The following is an 18,897-nucleotide window of genomic DNA, read 5'->3' on the forward strand; positions in this document are numbered from 1 at the left end:
ATGATTTCGCGTCTGGCTGGGTGCGCTAATCTTGCTGATTAACCTTGCGCTCAACTGCTTTGAGGCGCTTGCTTATATCATCAATATTCATCACCAGCGCGGCTGTTTTACGCCAAACCTTATTCGGTTGCAGCGGGATACCTGAAGAGTACACGCCAGGTTCTGTAATAGGACGCATAACCATCCCCATCCCCGTGACGGTAACTTTGTCGCAGATTTCCATATGACCGTTGATAACGCTGGCGCCGCCAATCATACAGTAGCGGCCGATTTTCAGGCTACCCGCCATGATCACGCCGCCAGCAACGGCGGTATTGTCGCCAATCACGACGTTGTGCGCAATCTGGCACTGGTTGTCGATAATGACGCCATTGCCGATCGAGGTGTCATCCAGCGCACCGCGGTCGATAGTGGTACAGGCGCCGATCTCCACGCGATCGCCGATAATGACGCGACCTAGCTGCGGGATCTTCACCCAGTTACCGCGATCGTTGGCGTAACCGAAACCGTCTGCACCAATCACGGTGCCGGACTGGATCAGGCAATTTTCGCCGATCTCAATCTCGTGATAAACGGTGACGTTGGCCCATAAACGCGAGCCTGCGCCAATTTTGGTCTTTTTACCAACGAAGCATCCGGCGCCGATAACCACGTTATCGCCGAGCTCTACGTCGGATTCGATAACGGCGTTAGGGCCGATCGCTACGTTATTACCCAGCTTCGCCGTGGCATCGATGACCGCGCTGGGCGCGACATTCTGCGCCGGCTGCGGCGTGGTATCAAGTATTTGAGCCATGCGCGCGTAGGTCAGGTAGGGATTACGCACTACCAGCGCGGCGCCGTGGGCAAAAGGTAAATCATCCTGCGTCATGACAACGGCAGAAGCCTGGCAAGCGGCCAGGTGATCACGGTATTTAGGATTTACCATGAACGTAATATGGCCCGCTTTTGCAGTCTGCATGGATGCAACGCCGGTGATGACGATATCGCCATCACCGTGTAATTCTGCATCCAACTGCTGCGCAAGATCAGCCAGTCGAATTGAAGGCATTACTTAGTTAACCTGTTTCAGCACATCAGCGGTGATGTCTTTTACATCGCTGCTGTTGTATGCAACGGCATTAGAATCTACGACCAGATCGATGCTCTGGCTGTTCGCTACGCTTTTCACAGCGGTCTGGATACGGGTAACCAGCTTGCCACGTTCTTCGTTAGAACGACGTGCACGATCCTGCTCAAAAGACTGCGCCTTCTGAGAGAAAGTCTGGCGCTGAGCCATTACGTCTTTTTCCAGCTTGGTACGGTCGGCGCCCGGCTTCATGGACTGCAGACGCTGCATTTTAGACTGCAGGTCACCTTCCATACGCTGCAGCTCGCTCGCGCGGCCTTTGAACTCGTTTTCCAGCGTATTAGAAACGCCTGTTTTCTGGGCAACCTGTTGGAACAGGCTGTTCATGTTTACCATTGCAATTTTATCTGCCGCCTGCGCGGAAGTTACCATTGCTAAACCCAGACCTGCAGCTAATAACCACTTTTTCACAATTAACTCCTTACCATCCCATGAGTACCCAGGGGTACCGTTATTTGCGTGGCCAGGCGACAACCGAGGTTATCGCCTAAAGTCAGCGCGATACTGCACTTACATTCCTTTGTCGCCCTACAGTTACCAGGTTTTACCAATGTTAAACTGGAACTGCTCGGCCTTGTCTCCCTCGTACTTTTTAAACGGTTGGGCGTAGGAGAATACCAACGGCCCCAACGGCGACATCCACTGTACCGCAATACCTGCGGACATACGGATGTTGCTCGGATCGCCATAATCCGGATAGCCACCGTACGCGCTCGAATCCCAGTGCGTATCCCACACGGTACCCATATCCCAGAAGAAGGAGGTACGGACCGAGTTAGCATACTTATCGCTGATAAACGGCGTCGGCGTAATCATCTCCAGGCTGGCGACCGCCATGGCGTTACCGCCCACTGCATCATCAGATTCGCATGGCGCGGATGCGGTGCTCTTACAGTCGTTAGTGTAGCCGCTGTCATCATCATGACGGCTGCTGGCCGGGAAATAGACCGCTTTCGGACCAATGGTGTTCGACTGGAACCCGCGCACGGTGCTTGAACCACCGGCGTAGAAGTTCTCGTAGAACGGCATCTCTTTGCCGCCCAGGCCATCGCCGTAGCCAAAGCGGGTACGTCCCAGAACCACCCACTTGTGATCGTCATCGATCGGCACGTAGGTCGCCGTATCCAGCGTGGCTTTGTAATATTCGTTATCTGAGCCCGGAATGGTCACTTTACCATTCAGGTTAACGCGCGAACCTTCCGTCGGGAAGAAACCACGGTCCAGCTTGTTGTACGTCCAACCGTAGTTGAAAGTGAAGTCGTTAGCGCTAAAGCCGTTGCTATCGTTCGTCGTACTTGGGTACTGCCCCAGAGAGTTCAGATAACGCCACATTGCTACCTGCGGCTTCATGCTGGACAAGGAGTTATGTACATACCCCAGCCCCGCTCGCAACGTGTTGTATTCATTAACCGGGAAGCCCAGCGTCACGTCCGAACCATAGCTTTTATTGGTATAGTCGGACAGATCCGCATCGCTTGCATCGAAGTCGTTATAGAAGAGACGACCACCGAGGCTGACGCCATCAACGGTGAAATACGGGTTAGTGACCGACAGTTCAGTATAGGTCTGGTAATCGTTTTTGGTGCCGCTAATTCCGACGGAATAGCCGGTACCCAACCAGTTGTCCTGCTGAACGCCCGCCTGGAAGCTCACGCCGCTTTCAGTACCGTAGCCGATACCAAAGTTGAAGCTGCCGGTGTTACGCTCTTTGACCTTATAGACCACGTCTACCTGGTCCGGGCTGCCCGGAACGCGCTGCGTATCGGTATCAACGGTTTCGAAATAGCCTAAACGGTTCAGACGATCTTTACCCTGGTCAACCAGGTCGCTGCCCAGCCACGCTCCTTCCATCTGGCGCATTTCGCGACGCAGAACGGAATCTTTAGAGGTGTCGTTGCCTTCAAAGCGAATTTTACGGACGTAGTAACGGTTCCCCGCATCGACGTTGACGTGCAGCTTCACGGTCTTGTCGGAATCGTTGATTTCCGGCTGCGACTGAACGCGCGGATAGGCGTAACCGTAGCGACCGAGGAGTTTCTTAATGTCATTCTCCATTTTGGTCACTTTGGCGCCGTTATACAGCTCGCCCGGCTCGACTTTGGTCAGCGCTTCGATTTCCGCCGAGTGCCCCGCCAGATCGCCCGTCACCTGCACACCCGACAGCTTGTACTGATCGCCTTCGGTAATGTTCACGGTGATGTAGATGCCTTTTTTATCCGGCGTCAGGCTCACCTGGGTGGAGTCGATGTTGAAACGCGCGTAGCCGCGATCCAGGTAGTAGCTGCGCAGAGTTTCGAGATCCCCTGCCAGTTTCTGCTTCTGGTATTTGCGATCGCCGACCACGTTCCACCACGGCACTTCGTCGCGCAGCTGGAAGGTTGAAATCAGTTCATCGGTGCTGAATGCATGGTTACCGACAATGTTGATCTGCTGGATTTTCGCCGAGACGCCTTCCTGGAACACCAGCTTCAGGTCGACGCGGTTACGCGGCAGCGGCGTGACGACAGCTTTTACGCTGGCGCTGTACTTACCGACGCTATAGTAGAAATCTTCCAGCCCTTTCTCGATATCAGCGAGCGTCGTGCGGTCAAGGGACTCCCCAACGCGTACGCCGGATGCCTCAAGGTTTTGCTTGAGCATGTCATCCTTCACCGACTTGTTACCGGAGAAAGTGATGCTGGCAATCGTTGGGCGCTCTTTCACCTGCACCAGCAGGGTATCACCATCGCGCAGGACGCGAACGTCCTCAAAGTTGCCGGTGGCAAACAGAGCACGAATGGTGTTACTGATATCATCATCGGTCACCGTATCGCCAGGACGCACTGGCATACTGAGGAGGGCCGCACCAACAGCGACACGCTGCAAGCCTTCGAAATGAATGTCCTTCACCACGAACCCTTCAGCACCGTATACGGTTGCGCTGCTAAACAGCAGCGACGCTATGAGCAACTTTTTCATCGCCATCGTTATTATGCGTTCTTCCTAACAAACTCTCTTACAACCGAGAGAAATCATTGAAAAGTGCAAGCCCCATTAACAACACCAGCAGTATTGAGCCAATGCGATAACTAAAGTCTTGAACTCGCTCGGATACCGGCCCGCCTTTTAGCTTTTCAATCGCTAAAAACAGCAGGTGCCCCCCGTCCAGGACGGGAAGCGGGAACAGGTTGATTATCCCGAGGTTCACGCTTATCAGCGCAAGGAACATCAGATAGTAAATCAACCCAAACTCCGCTGACATTCCAGCCCCCTGGGCGATAGAGATCGGCCCGCTGAGGTTGTTCAGTTTGACATCACCGGTTATCAATTTACCCAGCATCCTGACCGTTAACGACATCAGTTGCCAGGTTTTATCCGTGGCTTCAGCGATGGCGGCAAACGGCCCGTACTGACGAACTGTCTTATATTCATCGGGCAGCGGGATGACCTTAGGCACAACCCCTGCAAATCCCTCAGCCTGACCTTTACTACCGGACTTCGAATCTGGTGTCAGCGTCACGGACAGAGGACTCCCCTGTCGTTCGATGTCCAGAACCAGCGCCTTACCGGGATTATCACGCACCAGATTAACAAACGTCATCCACTGCGTTAACGGTTGACCATCGACTTTAACGATCCTGTCGCCCGCTTGCAAACCCGCCTTCTGCGCTGCCGAATTCGATTGTACTTCTGCCAGAGCGGTATCAACCTGCGCGCTCCGGGGCTGAATGCCCAGCGATGTCACCGGATCCTGCTTGTCCGGCTCGAACGCCCAGTGGCGTAAATCGAGGATTTTATCCTGGCGTTGGCTTGTCCCGAAAGGGGCGACCGAAACTATTGTTTGCTGGTCTCCAATCTTCGTTACCAGCGCCATACGCACAGCATCCCAATCAGGCGTTTCGATGCCATCTATCGCTTTAAGTTCCGTTCCTTTTGCAATTTGTGCGTGTGCGGCAATCGAATCGGGTACTATTTCGCCAACAACCGGACGAACGCCAGGGACGCCGATGATAAACACCAGCCAGTAGGCAAAAATGGCAAAAATAAAGTTCGCGATCGGTCCCGCGGCGATTATCGCGGCGCGCTGACCGACGGTTTTGTTATTGAAAGCGCAGTGGCGAATCTCAGGCGCCACCGGCTCGACGCGTTCGTCGAGCATCTTGACGTAACCGCCGAGTGGGATAAGGGCGATAACGAATTCCGTCCCCTGCTTGTCAAAGCGCCGCCATAGCGCTTTGCCAAAGCCGATGGAGAAGCGTTCAACGCGAACGCCGCAGCGACGAGCCACCCAGAAATGGCCAAATTCATGCACGGTGATCAATACGCCCAGCGCAATGATAAAGGCGGCCAAATTCCAGAGAACGCTTAGCATAAAACCTTCCGTCAAATCGTCCTGAAGACCAACAATAGCAGACACGCGAATACCGGTACCGCCGCCGTCAGGCTATCGATACGATCCAGAATTCCACCGTGTCCGGGAATCAGATGCCCGCTATCCTTGATGCCGGCCTCTCGCTTAAACATACTTTCCGTCAGGTCGCCGAGCACCGAAGCCAGCGCCGCAACGATAGAGCAAATGAGCAGTACCGCCGGCGTAACATCGAGATTCGCCCACAGGCCGTATGCCCAGGAAATAACCGCTGCGGTGACCAGTCCGCCAAAAAAGCCCTGCCAGGTTTTGCCCGGTGAAACCTTCGGCGCCAGCTTATGCTTACCGAACATTTTGCCAAACATATAGGCACCGGAGTCCGCGCCCCAAACCAGAATCATCACGTACAGTAACCACAGCGCGCCGCTGTAATGGTTATCCGCGTAGTGCCAGGCGCGCAGCGTCAGCATGCCCCAGAAGAACGGAATAATGGTCAGAATGCCAAAAACCAGGCGCAGCGTTTTAGAGTTCCGCCAGAAGGCAGCAGAAGCCGGGTAGGAAAGCACCAGCAGCAGGGCCGCAATCCACCAGCCCAGCGATGCCCATAGCGACCCCTCAACCACCGGCTGATGGACGTCGTAGTGATACTCAGGCATCAGGAAAAGCATCAACGCCAGCAGCAGGCCGCAGAGCAGCGCCAGCCAGACGCGTTGGGTCGTTGAAGTGAAGCCGCTTAGCTGCCCCCACTCCCACGCGGCGAGCATACAAACGACCAGCGTGACGATGGCAAAACCCGCAGGCGGCAACAGGAACAGCGCCGCAATCACCACGGGGATTAAAACAAAAGCCGATATCAGGCGATACTTCAGCAAAAGCGACCCCCATCAGGCATTGCTGCCACCCGGCTCAGTGCCGCCGAAACGACGCTCTCGATTAACAAAGGCATGGAGTGCACCTTCAAAGTCCTGTTCAGCAAAATCGGGCCAAAGAACATCGGTAAAGTAAAGTTCGGCATAGGCAATTTGCCAAATCAAAAAATTACTGATTCGATGCTCTCCCCCGGTCCTAATAACTAAATCTACAGGTGCCAGTTCATGCATACAGACCTGCTGACTTAGCATGTCTTCCGTGATCTGTTCGGGCTGAAGTAACCCGTTTTTTACCTGTTCGGCCAGATTGCGGACGCCCTGAACGATATCCCAGCGTCCACCGTAGTTAGCCGCAATATTCAGCGTTAAGCCCGTGTTGTTCTCAGTGAGCGCTTCCGCTTTGCGGATCCGCTCCTGCAGGCGAGCATTAAAACGCGTGGTTTCGCCGATGATACGCAGGCGAACGTTATGCCGGTGCAGGCTTTTGACTTCGCTATCCAGCGCCCAGACGAACAGCTCCATCAGCGCGCTGACTTCCTGCGCCGGACGGTTCCAGTTCTCGCTGCTGAATGCGTATAACGTCAACGCTTCAATACCATTGTTCGCCGCGAAGGAAACTGCGCGACGGACTGACTTCGCTCCGGCTTTATGGCCGAATGCGCGAATTTTCCCTTGCTGTTTCGCCCAGCGTCCGTTGCCATCCATAATGATGGCGACATGACGGCAGCCATGTACAGGTGATATTTCGCTGACAGTTTGATTAGCAGACAACATAACGCGTTTTAAGTCCATAATAAGGATTAGCCACGCCACTAAACGCAAGCAACCGGTCAGCGCTATATACGCATTTTTATCCAGTGCCGAAGCTGCGGCTAATCGCAGAGAACAACCAAAAGCTTTACGCAAAAAAGCCGTGTCATGCCACGGCCACCGCAATCTTAGACAACGATCGGGTGGCGCAGACTATATCACTGAAGCCCAGCGCCCACAAATATCACAACGTATTGCGTCGGTCAGCCCCGCGCCGCCAGATGTTTCAGCTGCTGATGAGCAGCAACTCTCGCCTGAGCATCGATAATCAGAACTTCTTCAATGCTTTGCGGCTCATCCAGCGCCAGCTGCTCCAGCACACCCAGATTAACCGCCGCAATATCGGTGAAGCGGATCTCCTCGGCGAGGAACGCGGCTACCGAAATTTCATTGGCGGCATTCAGCGCCGTCGTCGCCGCCTGACCGACATCAAATGCCTCCATCGCCAGCTTCAGGCACGGATAGCGTCCGTAATCCGGCGCGGCAAAGCTCAGATTGCTCAGGCGGCAGAAATCCAGCGCTTCAGCCCCGGAGTTCAGACGCTGCGGCCATCCCATGGTGTGGGCGATCGGCGTACGCATATCCGGCTCACCGAGCTGTGCGAGAACGCTGCCATCGCGATAGCGCACCATTGAATGGATAACGGATTGCGGGTGGATCAGCACTTCCATCTGTTGGGCCGAGGCGTTGAACAGCCAGCGGGCTTCGATATACTCCAGTCCCTTATTCATCATAGTGGCGGAATCGACAGAAATTTTGCGTCCCATTGACCAGTTAGGATGGCGGCAGGCCTGATCCGGCGTCATCGCCGCCAGCTCAGAGATTGCTGTTTCCCGGAAAGGACCACCGGAACCGGTCAGCAGAATCGACGAGACGCCGTTCTGCGTTAAGTCAGCGTATCCCAGATTGTGTTGAATTGTTTCCGGCATACTCTGAAAAATAGCGTTATGTTCGCTATCGACGGGCAACAGGCGCGCGCCAGACTGCTGCACGGCGTCCATAAACAGACGACCGCAGGTCACCAGCGCCTCTTTGTTGGCCAGCAGCACCGTTTTACCGGCGCGAATGGCCGCGAGCGTAGGAACCAGACCTGCGGCACCGACAATCGCCGCCATAACCTGGTCAACGTCATCCAGCGCGGCAACTTCCGCCGCGGCTTGCTGGCCGCTCAGGACTTCGGTACGGCTCGCGCTTTCGCGCAGCGCGATACGCAGAGATTCGGCGCTTTTCGCATCATCCATGACCGCGTAGCGGGGGGTGAATTCCAGACATTGTTCAACCATACGGTCGACATTTTTCCCCGCGACCAGCGCGGCGACGGAAAAGCGATCGGGGTTATGGCGCACGACATCCAACGTGCTGCAGCCAATTGAACCGGTCGAACCGAGAACGGTTAAGTGCTTCATGAGGCGTCCAGAAGAAATAAGACAGGATAAAAAGAAAAACGCCGCCAGCAAGCCCTCGCACATCAACAATCAGGAGGCGGGTAGGCGGTATATAGCCTTCAACAAGAGTGCCAAAGGCTACAGAGCCGACCTTTTCAACGCAATCCCTGGAGCTGAGCGTTCGGTCTTCTGTACGGCGTTTCAGACTGTACGCCCGTCCCGTTCATCAAACGGCAATTGAGGACGGACATAACGGCAGGAAATCAGAACTGCATCAGTTCCGCTTCTTTATCTGCCAGCGCCGCATCCACTTTCTTGATGGCGGCGTCAGTCATTTTCTGCACGTCGTCCTGAGAGCGGCGATCGTCATCTTCGCTGATCTCTTTATCTTTCAGCAGCGCTTTTACTTTGTCGTTAGCGTCGCGACGAACGTTACGTACCGACACGCGAGCCTGTTCGGCTTCTGCGCGCACGATCTTGGTCAGATCTTTACGACGTTCTTCGGTCAGCGGAGGCAGCGGAACGCGGATATCGCTACCCGCAGAGCTTGGGTTCAGACCGAGGTCGGAAGCCATGATCGCTTTTTCAACGGCCGGGCTCAGGGAGCGGTCGAACACGTTGATTTTCAGAGTACGGGAGTCTTCTACCGTTACGCTTGCCAGCTGACGCAGCGGCGTAGGCGTGCCGTAATATTGCACGACGATGCCATCCAGCAGGCTGGGGGAAGCACGACCCGTGCGTATTTTGCTGATTTGGTTTTTGAACGCTTCAACGCATTTTTCCATGCGTACTTCAGCATCTTTTCTGATGTCGTTAATCACGTTACTAATCCTTGGAAACTTGTCTCAGGCAGACTAAACGCCGCACAGCTGCTATCAGGTGAGCTAAGTATAGTCCCGTTTAATTCATGACGACGCCCTGGGCGCGTCTGAGTAAAAAACCGCTACTAAGGTAGAGCGGAATCTTACCTGCATTTCTACACAAAATCATTCAAGTTGTATCAAGGCGACAGCTGGGCAAATTCCCCGGCGGCTTACTGAAGTCAGCGGCTGGGGTGAGCAAAGGCAGCCAACGCAGAGACAGCCTGAAGAATGAAGCGTATTACGGAAATTACTCCGTAATTAACGTCCCTTCTTTTTCGCCCATCACCACGCGGCGCAGCGCGCCGGGTTTGTTCATGTTGAATACGCGAATCGGCAATTTATGGTCACGCGCCAGGGTAAAGGCTGCCAGATCCATAACTTTCAGCTCTTTATCGAGCACTTCGCTGTAGCTCAGCTGATCGTACATGGTTGCAGACGGATCTTTAGCCGGGTCGGCGGTAAATACGCCGTCGACTTTGGTCGCTTTCAGCACCACGTCAGCTTCAATTTCAATACCGCGCAGGCAGGCTGCGGAGTCGGTAGTGAAGAACGGGTTGCCGGTGCCGGCAGCCAGAATAACGACGCGATTATTACGCAGCAGGCTGATCGCCTCTGCCCAGCTGTAGTTATCACAAACGCCGTTCAGCGGAATCGCTGACATCAAGCGAGCGTTCACATAGGCGCGATGGAGGGAGTCACGCATTGCAAGGCCGTTCATAACCGTTGCCAGCATGCCCATGTGGTCGCCCACGACGCGGTTCATACCCGCTTTCGCCAGACCAGCACCACGGAACAGGTTACCGCCACCAATCACTACGCCAACCTGAATACCCAGTTCAACCAGTTCTTTGATTTCCTGAGCCATACGGTCAAGTATGCTTGCATCAATACCGAAGCCTTCCGAACCCTGCAGAGCTTCGCCACTTAACTTAAGCAGAATACGTTTGTAGACGGGTTTTGCATTGGTAGCCATGTTTCTTTCCTGAGACTGTCAACGAGTGAGATGAGTTAATTCTGGCGACATTGTATGTCGCTTTTCAGCGCAGCCACTATAAGTGGTTGGCTGAATTTACAAAATGGGCACAAAAAGAAGCCGCCCTCAGGCGGCTCCTTTTAAAAAATTAAGACTGCTTGGACATCGCAGCAACTTCTGCTGCAAAGTCAGTCTCAACTTTTTCGATGCCTTCGCCCACTTCAAAGCGGATGAAGCCAGTCACATCTGCGTTGTGCTCTTTCAGCAGCTGGGCAACAGATTTGCTTGGGTCCATAACGAAAGGCTGGCCAGTCAGAGAAACTTCGCCGGTGAATTTCTTCATGCGGCCTTCAACCATTTTCTCTGCGATTTCTTTCGGCTTACCGGACTGCATCGCGATGTCCAGCTGAACCTGGTACTCTTTCTCTACCACTTCAGCAGAAACGTCTTCCGGCTTAACGAATTCTGGTTTGCTTGCAGCGATGTGCATAGCCAGCTGTTTAACCAGCTCCTGGTCTGCGCCTTTAGCGGCAACCAGAACGCCGATACGTGCGCCGTGCTGGTATGAACCCAGAACTTCGCCTTCCAGGGCAGCAACGCGACGGATGTTGATGTTTTCACCGATTTTAGCAACCAGCGCAACGCGCTCTTCTTCGAACTGTGCTTTCAGCACTTCAACATCAGTGATTTTGCCAGCAACCGCTGCGTCCAGTACTTTGTTAGCAAAAGCCTGGAAACCGCCATCTTTCGCTACGAAGTCAGTCTGGCAGTTAACTTCCAGAATGATGCCGTAGGTACCGTCGATCTTGGTGATGATCACGCCGTCAGCAGCAACGTTACCTGCTTTTTTCGCCGCTTTGATCGCGCCGGATTTACGCATGTTTTCGATTGCCAGCTCGATGTCGCCGTTAGCTTCAGTCAGTGCTTTTTTGCAATCCATCATGCCTGCGCCAGTACGTTCGCGCAGCTCTTTTACCAGGGATGCGGTAATTTCAGCCATTCTTTAATCCTCGGGAGAGATATGACCTGCCTGGTTCCAGGAACCAAACAGGTTTAAAAGTGAAAAAGGGGCCAAATATAGGCCCCTATTTATACACGGTACTAAATAAGGGCTAGACCTTATTATTCAGCTTCTACGAAGCTTTCTTCCGCTTGAGAAGCCAGATCCTGAGAACGACCTTCACGCACGGTTGCAGCTACTGCACCCAGGTACAGGCTAACAGCGCGGATTGCATCGTCGTTACCCGGGATAACGAAATCTACGCCGTCCGGATCGGAGTTAGTATCAACGATAGCAAATACCGGGATACCCAGGTTGTTTGCTTCTTTGATAGCGATGTGTTCGTGGTCTGCATCGATAACAAACAGTGCGTCCGGCAGGCCGCCCATGTCTTTGATACCGCCCAGGCTGTTTTCCAGCTTGGCCAGTTCACGAGTACGCATCAGCGCTTCTTTCTTGGTCAGCTTCTCGAAAGTACCGTCCTGGGACTGAGTTTCCAGGTCTTTCAGACGTTTGATGGACTGACGAACGGTTTTCCAGTTAGTCAGCATGCCGCCCAACCAGCGATGGTTCACGAAGAACTGATCGCAGCTGTTAGCAGCGTCTTTTACCGCTTCGCTTGCAGCGCGTTTAGTACCAACGATCAGGATCTTGCCTTTACGAGCAGAGATCTTGTTCAGTTCAGCCAGAGCTTCGTTGAACATCGGTACAGTTTTCTCAAGGTTGATGATGTGAACTTTGTTACGCGCGCCGAAGATGAAAGGCTTCATTTTCGGGTTCCAGTAACGGGTCTGGTGACCAAAGTGAACACCAGCCTTGAGCATGTCGCGCATGGAAACAGTTGCCATGTTTAAAAACCTCTATAGATAAAGTTGGGGTTATGCCTCCACGTATCCCATATTACCGACCCCAAAGGGCACCCCGGAATATGTGTCGATACGTGTGTGTTATATACACAAAGTGAGATTTGTCGCTTCAGTCCATCCTGTGTAGTACGAAATGGAACGGAAGTCCGGCGCGCTTTATACCACAAAACAGGACTGGACACCAACTCTTGTTGACGCTGAGTGCTGTTAATGATTCTCAATTTGGCACCAGGTCGCCCGGACTGTTAACATTGGCGGGACTTACTCTATTATTGTCGAAAAAACCGACACAGCTGGACACAATCCATGGCTATTTCTATCAAGACATCTGAAGACATCGAAAAAATGCGCGTCGCGGGCCGCCTGGCCGCCGAAGTGCTCGAAATGATTGAACCCTATGTAAAACCGGGCGTCAGCACCGGCGAGCTGGACCGCATCTGTAACGATTACATCGTCAATGAGCAGAAAGCGATCTCCGCCTGCCTCGGCTACCACGGCTTCCCTAAATCGGTGTGTATCTCGATTAACGAAGTGGTGTGCCACGGTATCCCGGACGATGAAAAACTGCTGAAAGACGGCGATATCGTCAACGTTGACGTCACGGTCATTAAGGATGAGTTCCACGGCGACACCTCCAAAATGTTTATCGTCGGCAAACCGACGATCCTCGGCGAGCGTCTGTGCCGCGTTACTCAGGAAAGCCTCTATCTGGCGCTGAAGATGGTCAAACCCGGCATCAACCTGCGGGCAATCGGTGCGGCCATCCAGAAATTTGTCGAAGCGGAAGGTTTTTCCGTGGTGCGTGAATACTGCGGCCACGGCATTGGCCGCGGCTTCCATGAAGAGCCGCAGGTGCTGCACTACGACTCGGCGGAGACCAACGTGGTGCTCAAGCCGGGCATGACCTTTACCATCGAGCCGATGGTCAACGCCGGTAAGAAAGAGATCCGCAGCATGAAAGACGGCTGGACGGTGAAAACTAAAGACCGGAGCTTGTCTGCCCAGTACGAGCATACTATTGTAGTGACGGATAACGGCTGCGAAATTCTGACGTTACGCAAGGATGACACCATCCCGGCGATAATCTCGCACAGCGAATAACGAAAAGCCGGCGCCCGCCGGCTTTTTTATGACGGGCATCCTGTGGGCCGCCGCGGGCGACGTTAAAAATCGCTCCCGGCGATTTTTTATGACGGGCGTCCTGCCCGTCACCCTTCGGGCCGCCGTGGGCGACGTTAAAAATCGCTCCCGGCGATTTTTTATGGGCGATAGTCTTTTCTTATGGTGACGCGATGAGCAACTCTTTACCTGACACTGTCCCCCCTGCCCTCTCGGGCCAACCTGAGAATCCGGGCGCCTGGCCGCAGGATGATTTGAACTGCGCGGCGATTAAGACCCATCTCGAGCTTTTCCAGCGCTGGCTGGGTGAGGCTTTCGATGCAGGCACCGCCGCTGAGCGGCTGATTGAAGCCCGTACCGAGTTTATCGACCAGCTGCTGCAGCGCCTGTGGGTGGACTACGGCTTCGGGTCGGTTTGCGACATGGCTCTGGTGGCGGTAGGCGGATACGGTCGCGGTGAACTGCACCCGCTCTCCGACGTCGACCTGCTGATCCTAAGCCGAAAAAAACTCTCCGATGAACAGGCGCAGAAGGTAGGCGAGCTGCTGACGCTGCTGTGGGACGTCAAGCTGGAGGTCGGGCACAGCGTTCGCACCCTCGAAGAGTGCCTGCTGGAAGGATTGTCCGATCTTACCGTCGCCACCAACCTGATCGAATCGCGCCTGCTGATTGGCGACGTTGCGCTGTTTCTTGAGCTGCAAAAACACATTTTTAGCGACGGCTTCTGGCCGTCGGAGAAATTCTTTGCCGCCAAGGTAGAGGAACAGAACGAACGCCATCAGCGCTATCACGGCACCAGCTATAACCTTGAGCCGGATGTCAAAAGCAGCCCCGGCGGCCTGCGGGATATTCATACCCTGCAGTGGGTCGCGCGTCGCCACTTCGGCGCCACCTCGATGGATGAGATGGTTGGTTTCGGTTTCCTGACGGAGGCGGAACGCAACGAGCTCAACGAATGCCTGCATCAGCTGTGGCGAATTCGGTTCGCGCTGCACCTGGAGCTAACCCGCTACGATAACCGATTACTCTTCGACCGCCAGCTCAGCGTCGCCCGTCGCTTAGGCTATGAAGGCGAAAGAAACCAGCCCATCGAGCACATGATGAAGGATTTCTTCCGCGTCACCCGCCGGGTAAGCGAGCTGAACCACATGCTGCTGCAGCTGTTTGATGAAGCCATCCTTGCGCTGACCGAAGATGAAAAGCCGCGGCCGATTGACGATGATTTTCAGCTGCGCGGCACGCTGATCGATCTGCGCGACGATACGCTGTTCATCCGCGAGCCGCAGGCTATTCTGCGCATGTTCTATATTATGGTGCGCAACAGCAGCATCACCGGCATCTACTCCACGACGCTGCGCCACCTGCGCCACGCGCGCCGCCATCTGACGCAGCCGCTGTGCTATATCCCGGAAGCGCGAACCATTTTTCTCAGCATGCTGCGCCACCAGGGTGCGGTAAGCCGCGGGCTGCTGCCGATGCATCGCCACAGCGTGCTGTGGGCATACATGCCGCAGTGGTCGCATATCGTCGGCCAGATGCAGTTCGATCTGTTCCACGCCTACACGGTGGACGAGCACACAATCCGCGTGCTGCTGAAGCTGGAGAGTTTTGCCAAAGAGGAAACCCGCAGCCGCCACCCGCTGTGCGTTGAGCTGTGGCCGCGCCTGACCCATCCTGAGCTGATTCTGATTGCCGCCCTGTTCCACGACATTGCTAAAGGCCGCGGCGGCGATCACTCGGTGCTGGGTGCCCAGGACGTCCTGAAGTTTGCCGAACTGCACGGCCTGAACTCGCGAGAAACTCAGATGGTCGCCTGGCTGGTTCGCCATCATCTGTTAATGTCCGTCACCGCCCAGCGCCGTGATATTCAGGATCCCGAGGTCATCAAGCAGTTCGCGGAAGAAGTGCAGACGGAAAACCGCCTGCGCTATCTGGTCTGCCTGACCGTAGCCGACATCTGCGCCACCAACGAAACCTTGTGGAACAGCTGGAAGCAGAGCCTGCTGCGTGAGCTCTATTTTGCGACCGAAAAACAGCTGCGTCGTGGAATGCAAAGCACGCCGGATATGCGCGAACGGGTTCGCCATCATCAGCTGCAGGCGCTGGCGCTGCTGCGGATGGAAAACATTAATGAAGAGGCCCTGCATCAAATCTGGAACCGCTGCCGGGCCAACTACTTCGTGCGCCACACGCCAAATCAGCTCGCCTGGCATGCGCGTAATTTGCTCCGGCACGATCTCAATAAACCGATGATCCTGCTCAGCTCGCAGGCCACGCGCGGCGGCACCGAAATCTTTATCTGGAGCCCGGATCGACCGTATCTGTTCGCCGCCGTCTGCGGTGAACTTGACCGCCGAAATCTGAGCGTTCACGACGCCCAGGTCTTTACCACCCGCGACGGGATGGCGATGGACACCTTTATTGTGCTCGAACCGGACGGCAGCCCGCTGTCCGCCGATCGCCATGAGATGATCCGTCTTGGGCTGGAGCAGACCATTACTCAGCGCAGCTGGCAGCCGCCGGCCCCGCGTCGGCAGGCGGCAAAATTACGCCATTTTTCCGTCGCCACCGAGGTCAATTTCCTGCCCACGCATACCGACCGAAAATCGTTTCTTGAGCTGATTGCGCTCGATCAGCCTGGCCTGCTGGCCCGGGTCGGCCAGGTCTTCGCCGACCTCAATATTTCCCTTCACGGGGCCAGAATTACGACAATTGGTGAGCGAGTAGAAGATTTATTTATAATCGCCACGGCAGACCGGCGTGCGCTTAATAATGCGCTGCAACAAGAAGTACAACAACGGTTGACAGAGGCCCTCAATCCAAACGATAAAGGGTAACGAACTTTTATGTGTAATAGAGAAAGAGTAAACAATGCAGCAATTACAGAATGTTATTGAGTCCGCCTTTGAGCGCCGCGCCGACATCACGCCGGCAAATGTGGATACCGTAACCCGCGAAGCGGTTAACCAGGTCATTTCCCTGCTTGATTCCGGCGCTCTGCGTGTCGCTGAAAAGATCGATGGCCAGTGGGTCACCCACCAGTGGCTGAAGAAAGCGGTTCTGCTCTCTTTCCGTATTAACGATAACCAGGTTATCGACGGTGCGGAAAGCCGCTACTTCGATAAAGTACCGATGAAATTCGCCGACTACGATGAAGCGCGTTTCCAGAAAGAGGGCTTCCGCGTGGTTCCGCCGGCAGCCGTTCGCCAGGGCGCGTTCATTGCCCGCAACACCGTGCTGATGCCGTCCTACGTCAACATCGGCGCCTACGTTGACGAAGGCAGCATGGTTGATACCTGGGCTACCGTCGGCTCCTGCGCGCAGATCGGTAAAAACGTTCACCTCTCCGGCGGCGTGGGTATCGGCGGCGTGCTGGAACCGCTGCAGGCTAACCCAACCATCATCGAAGATAACTGCTTTATCGGCGCGCGTTCTGAAGTTGTCGAAGGCGTTATCGTCGAAGAGGGCTCCGTTATCTCCATGGGCGTGTACCTGGGCCAGAGCACCAAAATCTACGACCGCGAAACCGGCGAAGTGTTCTATGGCCGCGTACCGGCTGGCTCGGTGGTGGTTTCAGGCAACCTGCCGTCGAAAGATGGCAAGTACAGCCTGTACTGCGCGGTGATCGTGAAGAAGGTTGATGCGAAAACTCGCGGCAAGGTCGGCATTAACGAACTGCTGCGTACCATCGACTAAGCAGTATAAAAAGCGGGAGATATCCCGCTTTTTTTATATTTGACGCTGGCGAAGATTGGTTTTTTCGTTAATTATTCAAAGGTTATGATGATATCAAAGGTACCGTTATGTACGATAATCTGAAAAGTCTTGGCATTACCAATCCTGATGAGATCGATCGCTATAGCCTGCGCCAGGAAGCTAACAACGACATTCTGAAAATCTATTTTCAGAAGGACAAAGGCGAGTTCTTCGCCAAAAGCGTTAAGTTTAAGTATCCGCGTCAGCGTAAGACCGTTGTCGCCGATGGCGTAGGCCAGGGCTATAAGGAAGTGCAGGAGATCAGTCCAAACCTGCGCTACGTTATCGATGAACTCGATCAGATCTGCCAGCGCGATCGCACTGAAGTCGATCTGAAGCGTAAGATCCTTGACGATCTGCGTCATCTGGAAAGCGTCGTCACCCATAAGATCAGCGAAATTGAAGCCGATCTGGAAAAACTGACCCGCAACAAGTAAGTCTGCCCCCTTCCCTGGCCGGCGATGCCCGTCGGGGCTATGTGTACAGCCGCCCGGATAAGGCGCTCGCGCCACGATCCGGGATTATTCCCTATCTCTGTTCATCCAGCTGCAGCGCAATATACAGCAGCAGCCGATCGTCAAAACTGCCCAGATCCAGCCCCGTCAGCTCTGAAATACGATTCAGCCGATACTCCAGCGTATTACGATGAATAAACAGCGCCTTCGAGGTCGCCAGCGGCTGAACGTTATGGCGAAACCAGGCCTGCAGCGTGCGTCTCAGCAGGCCGTTATTGTCCATCGCCTTCAGGCGAACCAGCGGACGGGCCAGCTCGTTGGCCTGCCAGCCGCCGCGCAGGCTATCGAGCAGCACCGGCAGCATCAAATCCTGATAAAAATAGCTCCGGCTCTCCGGCATGCGCTCCTTGCCGACCATCATGGTGGTGCGAGCGGTACGATACGAGCGCGCAATGCTGCCGGGCCCGGTAAAGAAGTTGCCTAACGCCACGCGGAACCGCAGCTGGCCGTTTTCCTTCATTCTGGCGATAAGCTGGTCGACCCGTTTGCAGTGGTCTTCCGCATCCCAGCGGCCAAAGGCGTTCAGCGCGGGCTTAAGAACCACCATCTCAGTTAATGAGACAATCGCCACCAGGTTATTACGGTCGGGGGTGGTCAGAGCCGCCTGCAGCTGCTGCAGCTCCGCCATAGCGCTATCCACGCCCAGCTGGCCGCTGTCGACTTCAATCATGGCCACCACCCGCGGCTGATTCAGGTCGATTCCCAGGCGCTGCGCCCATTCGGTTAGCGCCGGGGTGTTCTCTTCCGCCTGAATCAAATTCATCACCAGCTCTTCACGCAGGCGGCTATCCTGAGCCAGCAGGTGCATCAGCCGGGACTGTTCCAGCATCATTTCTGCGGTCATGCACACCAGCTCGCCATACTTGCGCAGCGTTTCTGGCTCTCCGGTCAGGCCGATGACGCCGACGATTTCCCCTTCCAGGCGCAGGGGCAGGTTGATCCCCTGACGTACGCCGTGCAGGTGACGGGCTACCGCATCATCGATATCGACAATACGTCCCTGCGAGAGAACCAGCAGCGCGCCTTCGTGCAATTCACCAATACGCTCGCGATCGCCGCTGCCGATAATGCGCCCACGGGCATCCATTACGTTGATATTGGTATCAATGATGCGCATGGTACGCGCCACAATATCCTGCGCCATTTTGGTATCAAGATGCCAGCCAGCCATGTAACCCTCCCCTGAGCAGGGCATCAGCATAAAAGAGTTAGGTTAGCCGCGCATTGTGCGTATGCACAAAGCACGGGAGAGAAGTATGGAGTT

Annotated in this window: 16 protein-coding genes; 4 read left to right on the forward strand and 12 right to left on the reverse strand. The window is 54.8% G+C overall.

Annotated features, from left to right (window positions below; genetic code table 11):
• Nucleotides 1-25: 25 nt before the first annotated feature.
• The 11 genes from lpxD to rpsB form a co-directional block, all read right to left on the reverse strand.
• Nucleotides 26-1,051 carry a UDP-3-O-(3-hydroxymyristoyl)glucosamine N-acyltransferase gene (gene lpxD / locus NWP14_RS23745; RefSeq protein WP_095103633.1) on the reverse strand — a complete coding sequence of 342 codons (1,026 nt, stop codon included), beginning with the start codon at nt 1,049-1,051 and terminating at the stop codon, nt 26-28.
• Between the two features lie 3 nt (nt 1,052-1,054).
• Nucleotides 1,055-1,540, reverse strand: a complete 486-nt coding sequence (gene skp / locus NWP14_RS23750) for a molecular chaperone Skp (RefSeq protein ID WP_095103634.1) — start codon at nt 1,538-1,540, stop codon at nt 1,055-1,057.
• A gap of 123 nt (nt 1,541-1,663) precedes the next feature.
• Nucleotides 1,664-4,093 carry an outer membrane protein assembly factor BamA gene (gene bamA, locus NWP14_RS23755; RefSeq protein ID WP_095103640.1) on the reverse strand — a complete coding sequence of 810 codons (2,430 nt, stop codon included), beginning with the start codon at nt 4,091-4,093 and terminating at the stop codon, nt 1,664-1,666.
• Between the two features lie 31 nt (nt 4,094-4,124).
• Nucleotides 4,125-5,480, reverse strand: coding sequence for a sigma E protease regulator RseP (gene rseP / locus NWP14_RS23760; protein ID WP_331834610.1), 1,356 nt, complete (start codon nt 5,478-5,480; stop codon nt 4,125-4,127).
• A gap of 11 nt (nt 5,481-5,491) precedes the next feature.
• On the reverse strand, nt 5,492-6,349 hold the full coding sequence (cdsA, locus tag NWP14_RS23765; protein WP_095103645.1) for a phosphatidate cytidylyltransferase: 858 nt from the start codon (nt 6,347-6,349) through the stop codon (nt 5,492-5,494).
• A gap of 12 nt (nt 6,350-6,361) precedes the next feature.
• Nucleotides 6,362-7,120 carry a (2E,6E)-farnesyl-diphosphate-specific ditrans,polycis-undecaprenyl-diphosphate synthase gene (gene ispU / locus NWP14_RS23770; RefSeq protein WP_095104095.1) on the reverse strand — a complete coding sequence of 253 codons (759 nt, stop codon included), beginning with the start codon at nt 7,118-7,120 and terminating at the stop codon, nt 6,362-6,364.
• Between the two features lie 239 nt (nt 7,121-7,359).
• Nucleotides 7,360-8,562, reverse strand: coding sequence for a 1-deoxy-D-xylulose-5-phosphate reductoisomerase (gene ispC / locus NWP14_RS23775; RefSeq protein WP_095103649.1), 1,203 nt, complete (start codon nt 8,560-8,562; stop codon nt 7,360-7,362).
• 242 nt (nt 8,563-8,804) lie between these two features.
• Nucleotides 8,805-9,362, reverse strand: a complete 558-nt coding sequence (gene frr, locus NWP14_RS23780) for a ribosome recycling factor (RefSeq protein WP_041144131.1) — start codon at nt 9,360-9,362, stop codon at nt 8,805-8,807.
• Between the two features lie 289 nt (nt 9,363-9,651).
• Nucleotides 9,652-10,377 (reverse strand): UMP kinase, encoded by a 726-nt coding sequence (gene pyrH / locus NWP14_RS23785; RefSeq protein WP_041144130.1) that lies wholly within the window; start codon nt 10,375-10,377, stop codon nt 9,652-9,654.
• 148 nt (nt 10,378-10,525) lie between these two features.
• Nucleotides 10,526-11,377 carry a translation elongation factor Ts gene (gene tsf / locus NWP14_RS23790; RefSeq protein ID WP_095103655.1) on the reverse strand — a complete coding sequence of 284 codons (852 nt, stop codon included), beginning with the start codon at nt 11,375-11,377 and terminating at the stop codon, nt 10,526-10,528.
• Nucleotides 11,378-11,499: 122 nt separating this feature from the next.
• Nucleotides 11,500-12,225, reverse strand: a complete 726-nt coding sequence (gene rpsB, locus NWP14_RS23795) for a 30S ribosomal protein S2 (RefSeq protein ID WP_041144128.1) — start codon at nt 12,223-12,225, stop codon at nt 11,500-11,502.
• Nucleotides 12,226-12,549: 324 nt separating this feature from the next.
• Between rpsB and map the strand changes: the two genes are divergently transcribed.
• The 4 genes from map (at nt 12,550) to NWP14_RS23815 (ending at nt 17,555) form a co-directional block, all read left to right on the forward strand.
• The gene (gene map, locus NWP14_RS23800; protein WP_095103659.1) at nt 12,550-13,344 is read left to right on the forward strand and encodes a type I methionyl aminopeptidase; all 795 of its coding nucleotides are present in this window, start codon (nt 12,550-12,552) and stop codon (nt 13,342-13,344) included.
• Nucleotides 13,345-13,535: 191 nt separating this feature from the next.
• Nucleotides 13,536-16,199: a bifunctional uridylyltransferase/uridylyl-removing protein GlnD gene (gene glnD / locus NWP14_RS23805; protein ID WP_095103661.1), complete on the forward strand. Its 2,664-nt coding sequence runs from the start codon at nt 13,536-13,538 to the stop codon at nt 16,197-16,199.
• Nucleotides 16,200-16,233: 34 nt separating this feature from the next.
• Nucleotides 16,234-17,058, forward strand: a complete 825-nt coding sequence (gene dapD / locus NWP14_RS23810) for a 2,3,4,5-tetrahydropyridine-2,6-dicarboxylate N-succinyltransferase (protein WP_004872026.1) — start codon at nt 16,234-16,236, stop codon at nt 17,056-17,058.
• Between the two features lie 107 nt (nt 17,059-17,165).
• Entirely contained in the window at nt 17,166-17,555 is a 390-nt protein-coding gene (locus tag NWP14_RS23815) for a DUF3461 family protein (RefSeq protein WP_004858100.1), read from the forward strand.
• A gap of 91 nt (nt 17,556-17,646) precedes the next feature.
• On the opposite strand, the gene NWP14_RS23820 is transcribed toward NWP14_RS23815, so the two are convergent.
• A complete protein-coding gene (locus tag NWP14_RS23820; RefSeq protein ID WP_095103662.1) occupies nt 17,647-18,804 on the reverse strand; it encodes a CdaR family transcriptional regulator in 1,158 nt (385 codons plus the stop codon).
• Between the last annotated feature and the right edge of the window lie 93 nt (nt 18,805-18,897).

It is taken from the genome of Klebsiella sp. C349492 (genome assembly GCF_042055345.1).
Taxonomy (GTDB): Bacteria; Pseudomonadota; Gammaproteobacteria; order Enterobacterales; family Enterobacteriaceae; genus Klebsiella; species Klebsiella scottii.